The 14,913-nt window shown below is 55.2% G+C and carries 16 protein-coding genes and 1 other RNA gene; 14 read left to right on the top strand and 3 right to left on the bottom strand.

Translation table 11 applies throughout. The annotated features are described in order from the left end of the window. Positions 1-83: 83 nt before the first annotated feature. The 3 genes from ssrA to AC2FGB_RS03145 all read right to left on the bottom strand — a co-directional run bounded on the left by ssrA (position 84) and on the right by AC2FGB_RS03145 (position 1,571). Positions 84-429, bottom strand: a transfer-messenger RNA (tmRNA) gene (ssrA, locus tag AC2FGB_RS03155). 37 nt (positions 430-466) lie between these two features. Next, entirely contained in the window at positions 467-829 is a 363-nt protein-coding gene (locus AC2FGB_RS03150) for a DUF4345 family protein (RefSeq protein WP_271947018.1), read from the bottom strand. 7 nt (positions 830-836) lie between these two features. After that, complete coding sequence (locus AC2FGB_RS03145) at positions 837-1,571, bottom strand: FadR/GntR family transcriptional regulator (protein WP_142633929.1); 735 nt, start codon at positions 1,569-1,571, stop codon at positions 837-839. An 87-nt stretch (positions 1,572-1,658) separates the two neighbouring features. Here AC2FGB_RS03145 and AC2FGB_RS03140 point away from each other — a divergent pair, with 87 nt between their 5' ends. The 14 genes from AC2FGB_RS03140 (at position 1,659) to lpxA (ending at position 14,912) form a co-directional block, all read left to right on the top strand. Continuing rightward, positions 1,659-2,450 (top strand): DUF2182 domain-containing protein, encoded by a 792-nt coding sequence (locus tag AC2FGB_RS03140; protein ID WP_282027420.1) that lies wholly within the window; start codon positions 1,659-1,661, stop codon positions 2,448-2,450. Between the two features lie 4 nt (positions 2,451-2,454). Further along, complete coding sequence (locus AC2FGB_RS03135) at positions 2,455-3,159, top strand: DUF1326 domain-containing protein (protein WP_281994647.1); 705 nt, start codon at positions 2,455-2,457, stop codon at positions 3,157-3,159. Positions 3,160-3,299: 140 nt separating this feature from the next. Continuing rightward, positions 3,300-4,403 (top strand): dimethylsulfoniopropionate demethylase, encoded by a 1,104-nt coding sequence (locus tag AC2FGB_RS03130; protein ID WP_496693194.1) that lies wholly within the window; start codon positions 3,300-3,302, stop codon positions 4,401-4,403. An 85-nt stretch (positions 4,404-4,488) separates the two neighbouring features. Beyond that, a complete protein-coding gene (gene acuI, locus AC2FGB_RS03125) occupies positions 4,489-5,484 on the top strand; it encodes an acryloyl-CoA reductase (protein ID WP_496688008.1) in 996 nt (331 codons plus the stop codon). Positions 5,485-5,670: 186 nt separating this feature from the next. Then, the gene (frr, locus tag AC2FGB_RS03120) at positions 5,671-6,234 is read left to right on the top strand and encodes a ribosome recycling factor (RefSeq protein WP_142633921.1); all 564 of its coding nucleotides are present in this window, start codon (positions 5,671-5,673) and stop codon (positions 6,232-6,234) included. A 9-nt stretch (positions 6,235-6,243) separates the two neighbouring features. Further along, entirely contained in the window at positions 6,244-6,975 is a 732-nt protein-coding gene (gene uppS / locus AC2FGB_RS03115; protein WP_281994644.1) for an undecaprenyl pyrophosphate synthase, read from the top strand. Next, on the top strand, positions 6,972-7,754 hold the full coding sequence (locus AC2FGB_RS03110) for a phosphatidate cytidylyltransferase (RefSeq protein ID WP_142633917.1): 783 nt from the start codon (positions 6,972-6,974) through the stop codon (positions 7,752-7,754). Before uppS ends, AC2FGB_RS03110 begins: the two co-directional genes overlap by 4 nt. Then, positions 7,754-8,929 carry a 1-deoxy-D-xylulose-5-phosphate reductoisomerase gene (gene dxr, locus AC2FGB_RS03105; protein ID WP_496693193.1) on the top strand — a complete coding sequence of 392 codons (1,176 nt, stop codon included), beginning with the start codon at positions 7,754-7,756 and terminating at the stop codon, positions 8,927-8,929. The genes AC2FGB_RS03110 and dxr overlap by 1 nt, the downstream gene beginning before the upstream one ends. A gap of 1 nt (position 8,930) precedes the next feature. Beyond that, positions 8,931-10,283, top strand: a complete 1,353-nt coding sequence (gene rseP / locus AC2FGB_RS03100) for an RIP metalloprotease RseP (protein WP_496693192.1) — start codon at positions 8,931-8,933, stop codon at positions 10,281-10,283. A gap of 92 nt (positions 10,284-10,375) precedes the next feature. Continuing rightward, the gene (locus AC2FGB_RS03095; RefSeq protein ID WP_271947040.1) at positions 10,376-10,504 is read left to right on the top strand and encodes a hypothetical protein; all 129 of its coding nucleotides are present in this window, start codon (positions 10,376-10,378) and stop codon (positions 10,502-10,504) included. A 128-nt stretch (positions 10,505-10,632) separates the two neighbouring features. Further along, complete coding sequence (bamA, locus tag AC2FGB_RS03090) at positions 10,633-12,993, top strand: outer membrane protein assembly factor BamA (RefSeq protein ID WP_142633911.1); 2,361 nt, start codon at positions 10,633-10,635, stop codon at positions 12,991-12,993. A gap of 108 nt (positions 12,994-13,101) precedes the next feature. Continuing rightward, complete coding sequence (locus AC2FGB_RS03085) at positions 13,102-13,584, top strand: OmpH family outer membrane protein (RefSeq protein WP_282021270.1); 483 nt, start codon at positions 13,102-13,104, stop codon at positions 13,582-13,584. A 72-nt stretch (positions 13,585-13,656) separates the two neighbouring features. After that, positions 13,657-14,130: a 3-hydroxyacyl-ACP dehydratase FabZ gene (fabZ, locus tag AC2FGB_RS03080; RefSeq protein ID WP_142633907.1), complete on the top strand. Its 474-nt coding sequence runs from the start codon at positions 13,657-13,659 to the stop codon at positions 14,128-14,130. Further along, positions 14,127-14,912: an acyl-ACP--UDP-N-acetylglucosamine O-acyltransferase gene (gene lpxA, locus AC2FGB_RS03075; protein WP_271947043.1), complete on the top strand. Its 786-nt coding sequence runs from the start codon at positions 14,127-14,129 to the stop codon at positions 14,910-14,912. Before fabZ ends, lpxA begins: the two co-directional genes overlap by 4 nt. Position 14,913: the final 1 nt, after the last annotated feature.

Below are 14,913 nucleotides of genomic sequence, written 5' to 3'. Positions count from 1 at the left end.
TCACGGGCCGAGCATGACGCGAATGAGTGAACAAACTCTGAACGTGAACACAGACAGGGTTAAACAGCAGACATTTAAGGGAAAATGCAGGTTTCTGTTGCCAGGTACCTGCGAACCCCGCCTTACGCTGCTAGGCGCAAGGGCTTAAGTTTCGGTCTTGCTACTGCTTACGCAGCAACTGCAACCGGAGCACGATTGTCATTTGCAATTGTACTGTTTGGGCCGGTACGGTGGCACCCCGCCGAGACAAAGCTAACCCCTTTAGACGTTCGTCGATCCTATTTCGGCCCCGCGATCCTCAAATGAAGGATATTGGTGGAGCCGCCGGGTACCGCCCCCGGGTCCGATCCGCTTATTACGAGCGCGTTTATGTCCATAGTCCCGAAGGACATCCCTTATATAGGTGAGCCACAAGGGGAAAGCAAACCCCATACTTCAACTAAAAGACGGATTATATAATAACGCCTTAGCTTGGTCGGTTAATGTTTGCCAGGATCAGCCACAGCGCCAATATCAGCTCGATTCCCCCAAATGTCATCGCTTTGATCAAAGGGGGGTGATCCAGAATGACGGAAACAAACCGGCCCAAGGCTGCGCCGGCATAAACAACGCCCAACATCGCATAGGCCATGGGAGTGTTCAGCCAAATGACCGCAATTCCGGTGACAACAAAAAGTCCACCGACCGAAGCTCGCATTTCGCTTAGACCCATCGTGCTGTTCGTGGGTGCCAGATCCAGCGAGGCCGCGGTCCAGGCGGGCGCGAGAAACCCAAAGAGGCCGAAACCGATTGTCAGAACCGCCGCTGCAACATTCAAAATCGACGTCATTGTACCCTCATTCGGTTGGTTTGCGCCGCTGTTTGGCAACGTCCAGGGCAAGCTTACGGGTATAAGCTTCGAGATCCACCAGTGCTGAATCTACCGCAGCAGCGTCCCGCCGATCCAAAGCATCGGCAATCTGGTTGTGCAACACGATGATCTCTTCTCGGGACCGCGCCGTAAACGTGATCATGTTCATCAAAGGCTGCATCGCCTCGACGGCGCCGGCCAGTTGATAGGACAACACCGGATTGCCGGCCCCATCGACCAATGCCCGGTGAAAGGTCACATCCGAGGCGCAAAAGGCTTCGTCTGTCAGCCCGGGTTGAGCCTGCCGAAATATCTCGGCACGCATCGTCGCCAGATGATCCGCCGTCCTGCGTTCGGCTGACAAAGTTGCGCAGGCGCGTTCCAGCGAATACCGAGCCTCGCAAGCCGTTTCAAAACTGACCGCATTCATGGACAGCAGCAACGTAGATGTTGTGATCTGTTGGGAATACGCATCCTGATAGCTCAGCCGGTTGACAAATGCGCCGCCGGTCGCGCCACGTTGGGTGCGGATCAGGGATTGTGCCGCAAGGCGTTTAAGGGCCTCGCGCACGGTTGGTCGGGACACCTGAAACTGGTCGGACAGTTCCGCCTCAGAAGGCAGGCGTTCATCTACAATCAACCGACCCGATATGATCGCATCTCGGATTGATTGGGCGATCTGAACCGAAAGATCAGCAGGTTTCTTGGGGTCGATTTTCATTTTGAGCAGGGCCGCAGGCAAAATTTCATTTGTCTGACATTTAAAAGTCTGACATTTGAATTGCAAGGACTGAGTCGGGAGGGACAAGTGAGTCGCGCAGTTCTACGTAATGGGTTTTGGCTGGGATTCTACGCTCTGATCCTGTGGGCGTGGTGGATGATGTTTGTGATGAACCGCGCCATGGATCTGGACTGGATCGGTCGTCCCGGAGCGATGGGGCAGGCTATGCGTGCCATGGACCCCAGGATGGACATGTACATGCCCATGGCAGAGTTCGGCCCGCTGTTTTGGATGTGGGCCATCATGATGGCCGCAATGATGTTGCCGACCATTGTCCCAACTTTGCGCAGCTATGACGATCTGATCCGCAGCGCAAATGGGACGCGGTCCGGCTGGATTGGCGTCTTGGTGGGTTATTTCGTCGTCTGGGTCGGGTTTGCCGCGCTCATTACCGGGGTGCAACTGGTTCTGCTGTTTGGCGGCGTTGTCGACATGCTGGGCATTGCTAAATCCGGGCTTGTTGCGGGTGGGTTGATGATCGCCGTCGGCGCCTTTCAGTTCACCCGCGCCAAAGAGCTGTGCCATGGGGTCTGCCATGCGCCAATGACCTATTTTTTCGGCCATTGGAAAACCGGTTTTTCAGGCGGTTTTCGCATGGGGCTTGGCCTTGGTGCGTTCTGCGTTGGATGCTGCTGGGGCTTTATGGCGCTCGGCTTTGTGGGCGGCGTCATGAGTCTGCTGTGGATGGGTCTGGCGACATTTTTCATGGTTCTCGAAAAACTACCCCAGATCGGTCACGTGATTACACGACCGCTGGGATTTGCTCTTATCGCGGGCGGCTGTGCCTTGCTCGTGTACCCCTTTATCTATGGAGGATAAGCTATTGGCTAAGAACAAAAAACCAGAGGCGGATCGCCTGCCGATCAGCCAGCGTATCGACAGCCGCATGCCCAACCCCAAGCGGCGTGAGATGAGCCCGACGAATTGGGCGATCAAGGGAGAGCTGATCCTTAACTGCTCGTGCGATCTGTTCTGCCCCTGTGTCGTATCGCTGGGCGCGCATCCTCCGACCGAGGGTCATTGTCATGCCTGGATGGGGATTGTCATCGATGAGGGCCATTACGAGGGCGAAGATCTGTCGGGCCTCAATGTTGGCCTTCTGGTCGATATTCCGGGTCGCATGGGTGAGGGGCAGTGGAAAGTTGCCGCCTATGTCGACGAACGGGCCAGCGGTAAGGCCTATAACGGGTTGCTCCAGATATTCAGCGGTCAGGCCGGGGGCACGACCGGCTTGTTTACCATGCTGGTCAGCGAAATTATCGGGGCCGAACGTGCTCCGGTTCAAATCGAACGCGACGGGACCAAGCGCCGCATCATGATTGGTCGGAAAATCCAGGGCGAAATCGAGATGTTGGCGGGCAAGGACCCTGAGCATCCGGTGATGGTCTCAAACTCGAAATACTGGATGGGACCGGACATTATCGTGGCGCGCGGCACCAAATCCAAGGTCCGCGATTACGGTCGGGTCTGGGATTTCGGTGGAAAATCCGCCGAAATCTGCCCAATCGATTGGCAAGGGCCGAAATAACACGAAATCACAAAGGATTACGTGCAATACGTGATCCAAATTTTCAATCGCCAGACACGCCATCGCGGCCTGTTGCACCAGATTCTGACGGGACCGCAGGCTTCGAACTGTGATCTGGCATTATGCCCGAGGAGGCTTGAGTGGCCAATATTTCCTTCTCTCGCCGGTTGCGGCGCACACCTTTTTCTGAAGGGGTCGAAGCCGCAGGCGTAAAGGCATTCACGGTTTATAACCGGATGCTATTGCCAACTGTATTCGACAGCGTCGAGGCTGATTACCGGCACTTGAAAAAGCATGTGCAGGTCTGGGATGTCTCGTGTGAGCGACAGGTCGAACTCAGAGGTCCCGACGCGGCACGCCTTATGCAAATGCTGACGCCACGTGATTTGCGGGGCATGTTGCCCGGTCAATGCTATTACGTCCCTATCGTTGATGAGACCGGTGGCATGTTGAATGATCCGGTTGCGGTGAAACTGTCCGAGGACCGCTGGTGGATTTCCATCGCCGACAGCGATTTGTTGTTGTGGGTCAAGGGGATAGCGAACGGCTATCGATTGGATGTTCTGGTGGATGAGCCGGACGTCTCACCCCTGGCCATACAAGGTCCGATGGCGGATGAGCTGATGTCCCGCGTATTCGGCGAGCGCGTCAAAGATATCCGGTTCTTCAAATTCGACATGTTCGAATTTGCGGGCCGTGATCTGGCCATCGCAAGGTCAGGCTATTCCAAACAGGGCGGGTTCGAGATCTATGTCGAAGGCAGCGATATCGGAATGCCGCTGTGGAATGCGCTGTTTTCGGCAGGCGAGGATTTGAACGTACGCGCAGGTTGTCCCAACCTGATCGAACGCATTGAGGCTGGGTTGCTGTCCTACGGAAACGATATGACCGACGACAACACCCCGCATGAATGTGGTTTGGGCAAATTCTGTAACACGCATACCGCGATTGGGTGCATTGGCCGGGACGCGTTGTTGCGGGTCGCAAAAGAAGGGCCGATCCAGCAAATCCGTCCGATTGAAATCGCTGGGCCGGCGGTGGGGGCCTGCGTTGCTCCTTGGTCGGTTTACGCGCAGGGGAAACGGGTCGGTCAAATCACTTCTGCCGCTTGGTCTCCGGATTTCAACACCAATGTTTCCATTGGGATGCTCAAGCTCAGCCATTGGGACGAAGGCACGAAGATAGAGGTCGAAACGCCCGACGGTATGCGTGAGGCGACTGTAAGGGAAAAATTCTGGATATGATCGCAAGCGGCGTATCGGGTTCAGAAACAGGTTATTACACGGGGTCGGGGCTGTACTCTGACGTCCAAAACAGGAGGACATTTTGATGTTCAACGCACTGGTGATGGAAAAAGACGAGGAAAGCGGGCTGGCCAGCCCCTCGGTTCAGCAGCTTTCGGAAGGGGATCTGCCGCAGGGTGAGGTTACCGTGGCGGTTCAGTATTCAACGGTAAATTATAAGGATGGTCTTTGCCTGTCGCCCAAAGGCGGGGGGCTGGTACGCAGCTATCCGCATGTTCCTGGCATCGACTATGCGGGGACGGTCGAGTCGTCTTCGGATGAGCGATATAAACCGGGTGACAAAGTGGTCCTGACCGGTTGGCGTGTCGGTGAGGCGCATTGGGGTGGGTACTCACAAAAAGCCAATGCCCGTGCCGATTGGTTGGTTCCGCTGCCCGATGGGTTGGAGCCCCGCCAGGCGATGGCCGTCGGAACCGCTGGGTTCACCGCGATGCTGGCGGTTATGGCGCTTGAGGATCATGGGCTGAAACCGGGGCACGGTCCGGTCTTGGTCACGGGCGCGGCAGGTGGTGTCGGCTCGGTCGCGACGGCGATTCTTGCCAATTTGGGATACGAAGTGGCAGCCGTCACCGGACGGCCGGAAACCACCGATTACCTGAAGTCTTTGGGCGCCACGACCATTGTGCCACGCGAAGAGTTGAACGAGACAACTAAGCGCCCCCTGGAAAGCGAGGCATGGTCTGGCTGTGTGGACGCAGTTGGCGGCGCAATGCTGGCACGCGTTCTGGGGCAGATGAAATACGGTGCCTCGGTCTCGGCCGTGGGGTTGGCTGGCGGCGCGGGCCTTCCGGCAACTGTTATCCCGTTCCTTTTACGCGGTGTGAACCTCTTGGGGATCGACAGCGTGATGCAGCCTTATGAAAATCGGCTGCGGGCCTGGCAGCGGATAGCAACCGACCTTCCGATGGACAAGCTTGAGGCGATGATCCATCCCGCAAAGCTGAGCGATCTGCCCCAATTAGGGGCGGATATCCTGCAAGGTCAGGTAAAAGGTCGTGTTGTCGTAGACGTAAACGCCTGATCCGGAATGAATATGTCTGACCGACCGCATTGATTTGCGGTCGGTTAATTTTGTGGCTGCAGGTTCGCGGAATTCCGGCAAACACCTCTGGTCAATGGCGTAAATACGGACCATCATTGCTATACATCCCAAATTGAATGGCTTATGAGCCATGCAAACAGTACCTGAAGACGGGGAGTGAGCAGAATGTCTGACGATTTCGAACTGGACACAGACGACCTGAAACGCCGCATGGACGGCGCAATGTCAAACCTCAGAACCGAATTTGCATCGCTGCGCACCGGGCGCGCCTCGGCCTCGATGCTCGAGCCGGTGATGGTCGATGCCTATGGTTCGATGACGCCGATCAACCAGGTGGGAACGGTCAATGTGCCCGAGCCGCGTATGGTAACGGTCAATGTCTGGGATAAAGGGCTGGTCGGCAAAGTGGAAAAAGCGATCCGCGAAAGTGGGCTGGGCATCAACCCTCAGCTTAACGGAACGATCATCATGCTACCGATCCCGGAACTGAACGAAGAACGCCGTCGCGAGTTGGGCAAAGTCGCCGGACAATATGCCGAACACGCGCGCGTTTCGATCCGCAATGTGCGCCGCGACGGGATGGATCAGATCAAGAAGGCCAAGGCTGACGGTATGTCCGAAGATGACCAGAAGTTCTGGGAAAGCGAAGTGCAGGATCTAACCGACCAGATGATCAAGGTAGTAGATGCCGCGCTTGAGACCAAGCAGGCAGAAATCATGCAGGTCTGAGACCGGGTGATGCCCTCTTCCTCGCATACCATGCCCGAAAGAGGGCCCCAGCATGTCGCGATCATCATGGATGGCAATGGTCGCTGGGCGCAGGCCCGCGGGCGACCTCGCCTGTTTGGCCACCACGCCGGGGCAAGACGTGTGCGCGATGTGGTCGAGGCCTGCCCGAGGCTTGGTATCAAATATCTGACTGTTTTTGCGTTTTCGACCGAGAACTGGAAACGCACTCAGGTCGAAGTTGCCGGTCTGATGAGCTTGTTTCGGCGCTATATTATCAAGGAAACCCGGACGCTCCGAGACTCGGGTGTTCGGGTGCGTTTCATCGGTGACAGGGTCAGGTTGGATGCCAAACTGATCGAATTGATGGATACGCTTGAGGCCGAGACCGAGGGAAATGATCTGGTTCACCTGACCATTGCGTTGAACTATGGCGGTCGGGATGAAGTCGCGCGGGCTACCAAACGTCTGGCACAGGATGTCGCTGACGGGCGCTTGCATCCTGATGATGTAGACGAAGAAACGCTGCCGAAATATCTGGACACACATGTTCTTCCCGATCCTGATCTGGTGATCCGAACCAGCGGCGAGGCGCGAATTTCCAATTTTCTGTTATGGCAATCCGCCTATTCGGAATACGAATTCATCGACACGCTCTGGCCAGATTTCACTGCGGCAGAGCTTGAGCGCCTGTGCCTGAGCTATGGCAGCCGCGACCGACGGTTCGGAGCTGTACCGGCATGAGTGACGGGCGCTGGTCCGACCTGACTGCCCGCGTATTATCGGCGGGTGTCCTTGTTGCCGTTGGCGCTGTCGAGGTCTGGCTGGGCGGTCTGTGGTTCGAAGCCTTCATTTCCATTGCTTGCGGGCTGATGACCTGGGAACTGGTCCGTATGATCGACCCGGGCAGGAAAGCTGTTGCGATCCAGCTTGCCATATTGACCGGTTTTGCGGTGGTGCTGAGTTACCATCTTCCGGCACTCTATAAACTTCCCTTCTTGCTTGCTCCGGCACTGGTCGGGGCAGGGCAGGTCAGCCGGTACCGGGGTATCTATACCCTATTTGCGCTGTGGATCGCGGCCGCGGGGCTGGGCTTTATCTCAATCCGGACGAATATGGGGTTTGTCTGGATGGTCTGGCTGATATCGGTCGTCGTTGCTACGGATGTCGCCGGATATTTTGTCGGAAAGGCATTGGGTGGGCCAAAATTCTGGCCACGAGTCAGCCCGAAAAAGACGTGGTCGGGAACAGCAGGAGGCTGGGTAGCGGCTGCCATTGTTGGCTTAGCCTTTGCGGCTTACGGCGGCTTCGGAACTTGGTTCATCGTGATCTCGGTTCTGGCGTCAATGGCCAGCCAGGCCGGCGATATTGTCGAAAGCGCGGCCAAACGAAAATTCGGCGTCAAGGACAGTTCGAACCTGATTCCCGGCCATGGCGGCTTCCTTGATCGATTCGATGGGATGATGGGGGCCGCTCTGTTCGTTCTGCTTGTGGGGTTGATTTTTTCCCCCGGAGCCATGTGATGCGCAAAATCTCTGTTTTTGGCGCGACGGGTTCTATCGGGCAAAACACGATAGATCTGATTGACCGAAATCCATCAGCGTATGATGTTGTCGCCCTGACTGGTGGAGCCAATATCGAACAACTTGCACGTGACGCCAAACGTTTGAAGGCGGATATCGCGATTACAGCCCACCCAGACCGGCTTGAGGACCTGCGAGCGGCCTTGGCCGGTTCTGATGTCGAGGTCGCCGCCGGCGCGAATGCTCTGGCCGAAGCTGCGGCGCGACCGGCTGACTGGGTCATGTCTGCCATCGTTGGGGCTGCGGGGTTGCAACCAGGGCTGACGGCGCTTGAACAGGGCGCGACGCTGGCTTTGGCGAATAAAGAAACGCTTGTCTGCGCGGGTTCTTTGGTTCTGGATACTGCCCGAAAGCACAATGCCCGATTGCTGCCGGTGGACAGCGAACATTCTGCCGTTTTTCAAGCTCTGGTCGGTGAAGATATGGCATCGGTCGAGCGTATCATCATCACTGCCAGCGGCGGCGCTTTCCGTGATTGGCCAATAAGCAAATTGGCCTCAGCCACGGTTGAGCAGGCCTCGAGCCACCCGAACTGGAATATGGGGCAGCGGATCACGATTGATAGCGCTTCGATGTTCAACAAGGCGCTCGAGGTGATCGAAACACGCGAATTCTTCGGCATTTCCCCGGATATGATCGAAGTGATCGTGCATCCTGAATCCATCGTTCATGCGATGGTCGGGTTTAACGATGGCGCGGTTATGGCCCATATGGGCGCGCCAGATATGCGCCACGCGATCGGATATGCCCTGAATTGGCCAATACGTCAGACCCTTCCGGTCGAAAGGCTGAACCTTGCAAAGCTGGGACAGTTGCGATTTCACGAACCAGACGAAAACCGATATCCGGCTTTGCGGTTAGCACGCGAAGTCATGGAGCGGGGCGGGCTGTCCGGAGCGGTTTTCAACGGAGCCAAAGAATGTGCACTCGACCATTTCATTGCAGGTCGCATTGGTTTCCTTGATATGGCAGACATCGTGGCCGCCGTCTTGGATCGTTTCGATGCACAGGACAACCATATTGACGCCCCAATGACCCTTGATAACGTGCTGCAAACCGACCATCTGGCACGTATATGGGTCGATAACGCCGTTGCGCAACGAGCAGGAAAATAAATTGGACGTACTCTCACTGATCCCACAGTTCGGCAATTTGATTTACACCATATTCGCCTTTGTGATCGCGTTATCCGCCATCGTAGCCGTACATGAATACGGGCATTACATTGTTGGCCGTTGGTCCGGCATCTACGCCGAAGTGTTCTCAATCGGTTTCGGTCCCGTACTCTGGAGCCGTATCGACAAAAGAGGAACGCGCTGGCAGATCGCAGCGCTTCCATTCGGCGGGTATGTCAAGTTTCTGGGTGATGCCAATGCAGCATCCGGCAAAGACGAAGCCGCAATGTCTGAAATTTCCGAGCAAAGCCCGGAGGAGCTGCGCCGCACGATGCATGGCGCGCCACTTTGGGCCAGGACGGCAACTGTTGCGGCAGGGCCAATCTTTAATTTCGCAATGTCGATACTGGTCTTTGCCCTAATTTTCTTTACTCAAGGCGCAACCAGAGACCCTCTGACCGTTGGGTCTCTGCATCCTCTGCCCGGGACAGTGCAAGAGCTGCGTGAAGGTGATGAAATCCACGCGATTGCAGGTATTGACCTGCCAGATTTCGAGCAAGAAGGATCGTGGAGCGAGTTCGTAGACTCTTTGCCCGTTGACCCCGTTCTTGATTACACAGTTCTTCGTGACGGTGACACATTGGACGTTTCCGCACCTTGGCTGTTCCCCCCTCTGATACAACAGGTTGTTCCGCGCAGCGCAGCAATGGATATCAGCCTGGCACAAGGGGATGTCATAACAGCGGTTAATGGCGACCCGGTTTATGCCTTTGAACAGCTCAAGGACCATGTGGAAAGCTCTGATGGGCGGCCACTGCTGTTGAATGTCTGGCGTGACGGAGCGGAACTGGAGTTTGCCCTGGCTCCACGCCGCACGGATGAGCCGCAGTCTGATGGTGGTTTTGTAACGCATTGGAGGATCGGGATCGTCGGCGGCATGATGCTAGAACCTGCAACCGAAAGGGCGGGCATCCTGACATCTCTCGGCGGCGGTGTACGACAAACATTGCGTATCATTGACGGGTCTCTTTCAGGTATCTGGCACATGGTGACCGGAGCGATCAGCACTTGCAACATGTCCGGCCCAATCGGAATCGCCGAAACCTCGGGTGCGATGGCCAGCCAGGGTGCGCAGAACTTCATCTTCTTTATCGCTGTTCTGTCAACTGCTGTCGGTTTGCTAAACCTGTTTCCGATTCCGGCTTTGGATGGGGGACACTTGGTATTTTACGCATATGAGGCCATCTCTGGGAAACCACCCAGCGACAAAGCGCTGCGGATTCTGATGGGCATCGGAGTGTCAATCATTCTGGCTCTGATGCTGTTTTCCGTCTCAAATGACCTGTTCTGTTGATTTGGGCGGAGCTTGCACAATCTAGTCGCAATTCCGCCCCAATTCCCTCATAGGATGTGTTCGTTTCATAATTTTGTCTGTCAGAGGCGATCATGGCGAATGCTATCAAAAAATCATATCGCAGCTTTAGCTTCCTGCTTGCGCTGAACTGGGACTCGATCTTGTTTTTCGGCGCGACTGCGTTGGCTATGGGTGGATGCGCTTATCTGATCACCATGTGATTCTGTTCCTTTCTTTTTATTTGCTGAACAGCGGCCCAATGGGCCGCTTTCTGTTTTTCGGCTTTTGACAAGGCCAGACAATCCCGTTACTCAGCTTTAAAGTCTTAAAATTCTGGGTAGAGAAAAATATGACCGACAGGCGAGGCGCAGGCACATCCTGCGGGGGGCAAAAGCCGGTAAACAAGATTTTGTGGCAGGCCCTAACATTCTTTTTCTTATTTGCCACAGTTAGTTTGCTGTCACTGCCGCAGGCTGCTCAGGCGCAAAGCTACACCATCAACTCGTTCGAAGTTGAGGGGAACAGGCGCATCGAGACATCGACAATCATTGCACGTTCGGGAATCGAACCTGGGCAGACGGTGACAGCTGGACAACTCAACGATGCCTTCCAACGGCTGCTTGACAGTGGTGTTTTTGAAACAGTCGATTTGACCCCTCGTGGCAGCACTTTGGTCATCAAAGTTCAGGAATATCCGACGATCAACCAGATCAGCATCGAGGGTAACAAGAGGCTCAAGGATGAGCTGTTGCTCAATGCCGTTTCGTCTCAACCCCGCCGGGTCTTTACGCCTCAGGTCGCTGAAGCTGACGCAGACATGATTGCCGAAATCTATTTGGCTCAAGGACGTGTTGCAGCAACCGTCATCCCCAGAATCATCCGCCGCAGCGACAATCGGGTAGACCTCGTTTTTGAAATCTCCGAAGGTACGACGATCGAGGTTGAGCGCGTAAGCTTTGTTGGCAACCGGGCTTATTCCGACCGGCGTCTGCGCCGTGTGCTTGAAACCAAGCAAGCCAATTTCCTGCGCACGTTCCTGCGGGGCGATACTTTTATCGCTGACCGGATCGAGTTCGACAAACAAGTCATCCGTGATTTCTACTTGTCGCGTGGCTATGTCGATTTCCGCGTCAACAGCGCCAATGTTGAATTCACACGTGAGCGCGACGCGTTTTTCCTGGTGATGAATGTAACTGAAGGTCAGAAATTCTCATTCGGCAAGATCACCACCGTAAGCGAAATACCCGGTGTTGATGCGGCAGAGTATCAGGCCGCACTCAAGATCAAGCCGGGTGTCACCTATTCTCCTTCACTGGTCGAAAACTCTATCGCCAGGCAAGAGCGTCTGGGCATTCGGCAAGGGGTGGACTTTCTGCGGGTTGAGCCGCGCGTCACGCGCAATGCACGTGATTTGACGCTGGATGTTGAATTCGTTCTGACCAAAGGACCGCGTATCTTTGTCGAGCGTATCGACATCGAGGGCAACACCACAACGCTTGACCGCGTGATCCGTCGTCAATTCGACACCGTCGAGGGTGACCCGTTCAACCCGCGAGAAATTCGGCAGGCGGCTGAACGTATCCGGGCATTGGGCTATTTCGCCGTCGCTGATGTTGAACCGCGCGAGGGTTCGACGCCCAGCCAAGTGATCGTGGATGTCGACGTCGAAGAACAGCCAACAGGCTCGCTCAGCCTCGGTGGTAGCTACTCGATCTCTGACGGTTTCGGCATTGCAATCGGCCTAAGTGAGTCAAACTTCCTAGGCCGTGGACAGACCGTCGGGGTTACGATTTCGACCGCACAGGATTCAGAAGAGTACTCCCTGAATTTCACCGAACCCTATCTTTTGGGCCGCAAGCTTCGCTTTGATCTTGGTCTGGGTTTGGCGTCGACCGACTCCAGTTTTGCCAGCTATAACACCGAGCGTGTGTTCTTTAACCCTCAGTTGAGCTATGCGATCGGAGAGCTTTCTTCGTTGCGCGTTCGCTATGCCTGGGAAAACAGCGAGATGAAGCAGCAGGACAACGAGGCAAACGGCGCGGTCATCGCCTCTGAGATTGATCAGGGTGAACGCACGACAAGTTCTCTGGGTGTGTCCTATGTATATGACAGCCGCCTTGGTGGGCTTAACCCCAATGCCGGTGTTCTGTTTGAGGTTGGCCTGGATGCCGCTGGGCTGGGTGGGGACAACAAGTTCTACAAAACCAGCGCACGCGGGATTGCCCAAACACGCGTTCTGAGTGAAGAAGTCGTTCTTCGTGCATCGCTTGAAATGGGTGCAATGCACTGGACTGGCAACGATTTCAGCCGGACGTTGGATCGCTTTGTGTTGGGCCCCAATAAATTCCGCGGGTTCGAGCCAGCCGGTTTGGGGCCACGGGATCTGTCAAATGGTCAGGATGACGCTATCGGCGGGAATTACTATTGGGTCGCGCGTCTGGAATCGGACTTTCCTCTGGGCTTGCCCGAAGAATTGGGCCTGCGTGGAGGCGTGTTCTATGATTTCGGTAACCTGTACAATATCGACGATGTAAACACTTCGGGTGCCAACATTGTCGGTGCGGATGGGTCTATCCGTCATGTTCTGGGTGTTGCAGTCCTATGGGAAACACCGTTTGGCCCACTGCGCTTTAACTTTTCGCAAGCGCTCAAGAAAGAGGACTTTGACAAGGAACAGAATTTCGACCTGACCATTCAGGCGAGGTTCTGATCTCGGATGCGAGGTAGTCTTCGAACCTATATGCAGGGCCCCATTCGGGCCCTGTGTCTTTTTCTGACCTTAACCCTGGCAGGACCGGTTACCGGACAGCAGCTTGGCGTGACACAAGCCAGCGTCCTGACAATCTCCAGCGAACGGTTGTTTTCTGACTCGGCGTTTGGACGTCGCATTCTCAGTGAGATCGAAGCAGAGGGGACTCTGCTTGCTGCCGAGAACGAGCGGATCGTTGCAGAGCTCAGCGCGGAGGAGAAGGACCTCACCGAAAAGCGCGCCTCTCTGTCTGCTGAAGAATTTCGTCCCCTCGCAGAGGCGTTCGACAGAAAGGTTCAGAACCACCGAGAAGGGCAGCGCGCCAAGCTTGATGCCCTTGCGCGTCGCAGTGAAGATGCACGACAGATGTTTTTTGAACTCGCCCGCCCAGTATTGATCGATCTTTTGCGCGAATCTGGCGCCTCTGTCATTATTCAACGCTCCAGCGTGTTTCTCAGTTCGGATCTGTCCGATGTGACAGATGCCGCCATCACCCGAATTGATACAGCCATTGGTGATGGAACAACACTTGACGAAGGTACAGGCGAATAGGTTTGCTTGCCCTCGGGTCGCGGTGTTGCTAACCACATTGAAAAGAGAAATCCAGAACAGGATATCAGAACTATGAGCACGGACACCAAAAGCGCCGACATTCAGCTGATTCAACGGATATTGCCGCACCGCTATCCGTTTCTGCTGGTCGACAAGGTGGTCGAGATTTCAGGCTTTCAGTCAGCGGTCGGCATCAAGAACGTCACTATGAACGAGCCGCATTTCCAGGGCCATTTTCCTGGTACACCGATTATGCCTGGTGTGACCATTGTTGAAGCAATGGCGCAGACCGCAGGTGTTATGCTTGGCGTTGGGATGGATGTCATCGACAGCGACTTGTTGATCTATTTCATGAATATCGACAAGTGCAAGTTCCGCCGCAAAGTCGTGCCCGGTGACGTGCTCGAGATGCATGTTGAAACTGTGCGCGGCAAGAAGGGTGGCAAGATTTTCAAGTTCTCTGGCAGGGCCACGGTTGATGGAGAGGTCGCAGCCGAAGCTGAGTTCTCAGCCTATGTTGATTGGGACATGGAAAAGACAACATGAGTGGCATTCACCCTAGCGCAATCATCGAAGACGGTGCTCAGATCGGAGAGGGCTGTGTCATCGGCCCTTTTTGTTTTGTTGGTTCAAGGGTGCGGTTGAAAGACCGGGTAGAACTGAAGTCGCATGTTGTTGTTACTGGTGACACCGAGGTGGATGAAGACACCATAATCTTCAATTTTTCGGTCATCGGTGAAATCCCGCAAGACCTTAAGTTCGGCGGTGAAGATACGCGGCTGGAAATTGGCAAACGAAACCGTATCCGTGAACATGTAACAGTGAATTCTGGAACAGACGGCGGTGGCGGTGTAACCCGGATTGGCGATGACTGTTTGCTGATGGCTGGTGTTCACGTGGCTCACGACGTTCAGATTGGCAATCGCGTGATCATGGTGAACCATTCTGGTGCCGCGGGACATTGCATTATCGAAGACGATGTTATCGTCGGCGGGATTTCGGGTTTGCATCAATGGGTTCGTGTGGGCCGCGGGGCGATTATCGGCGCGCTGACGATGGTGCCCAACGACGTGATTCCCTATGGGCTTGTTCAAGCGCCTCGCGGCGAGCTGGACGGCCTGAATCTTGTTGGCCTCAAACGGCGCGGTGTCGCACGAGCTGATATTTCAGCTTTACGCGCAGCGTTTCGCGAATTGTCCGATGGTGACGGAACTTTTATGGACCGCGCCAAGCGCTTGGGTGAAGATGCCGAAAGCGAATATGTCCGCGAAATCGTCAATTTCGTAACCGGCGATTCGGATCGGTCCTTTCTGACACCGAGGAAGTAAT

Source organism: Ruegeria sp. CDSC021 (genome assembly GCF_059610845.1).
Note: the sequence above shows the minus strand (reverse complement) of the source record. Positions and strands in the feature narration are given on the sequence as shown.

Excerpts from the sequence above, each read along its gene's own strand:
- AC2FGB_RS03150 (WP_271947018.1), bottom strand. The coding sequence starts at position 829 with ATGACGTCGATTTTGAATGTTGCAGCGGCGGTTCTGACAATCGGTTTC.
- AC2FGB_RS03145 (WP_142633929.1), bottom strand. The coding sequence starts at position 1,571 with ATGAAAATCGACCCCAAGAAACCTGCTGATCTTTCGGTTCAGATCGCC.
- acuI (WP_496688008.1), top strand. The coding sequence starts at position 4,489 with ATGTTCAACGCACTGGTGATGGAAAAAGACGAGGAAAGCGGGCTGGCC.
- frr (WP_142633921.1), top strand. The coding sequence starts at position 5,671 with ATGTCTGACGATTTCGAACTGGACACAGACGACCTGAAACGCCGCATG.
- uppS (WP_281994644.1), top strand. The coding sequence starts at position 6,244 with ATGCCCTCTTCCTCGCATACCATGCCCGAAAGAGGGCCCCAGCATGTC.
- AC2FGB_RS03110 (WP_142633917.1), top strand. The coding sequence starts at position 6,972 with ATGAGTGACGGGCGCTGGTCCGACCTGACTGCCCGCGTATTATCGGCG.
- dxr (WP_496693193.1), top strand. The coding sequence starts at position 7,754 with ATGCGCAAAATCTCTGTTTTTGGCGCGACGGGTTCTATCGGGCAAAAC.
- AC2FGB_RS03095 (WP_271947040.1), top strand. The coding sequence starts at position 10,376 with ATGGCGAATGCTATCAAAAAATCATATCGCAGCTTTAGCTTCCTGCTT.
- bamA (WP_142633911.1), top strand. The coding sequence starts at position 10,633 with ATGACCGACAGGCGAGGCGCAGGCACATCCTGCGGGGGGCAAAAGCCG.
- fabZ (WP_142633907.1), top strand. The coding sequence starts at position 13,657 with ATGAGCACGGACACCAAAAGCGCCGACATTCAGCTGATTCAACGGATA.
- lpxA (WP_271947043.1), top strand. The coding sequence starts at position 14,127 with ATGAGTGGCATTCACCCTAGCGCAATCATCGAAGACGGTGCTCAGATC.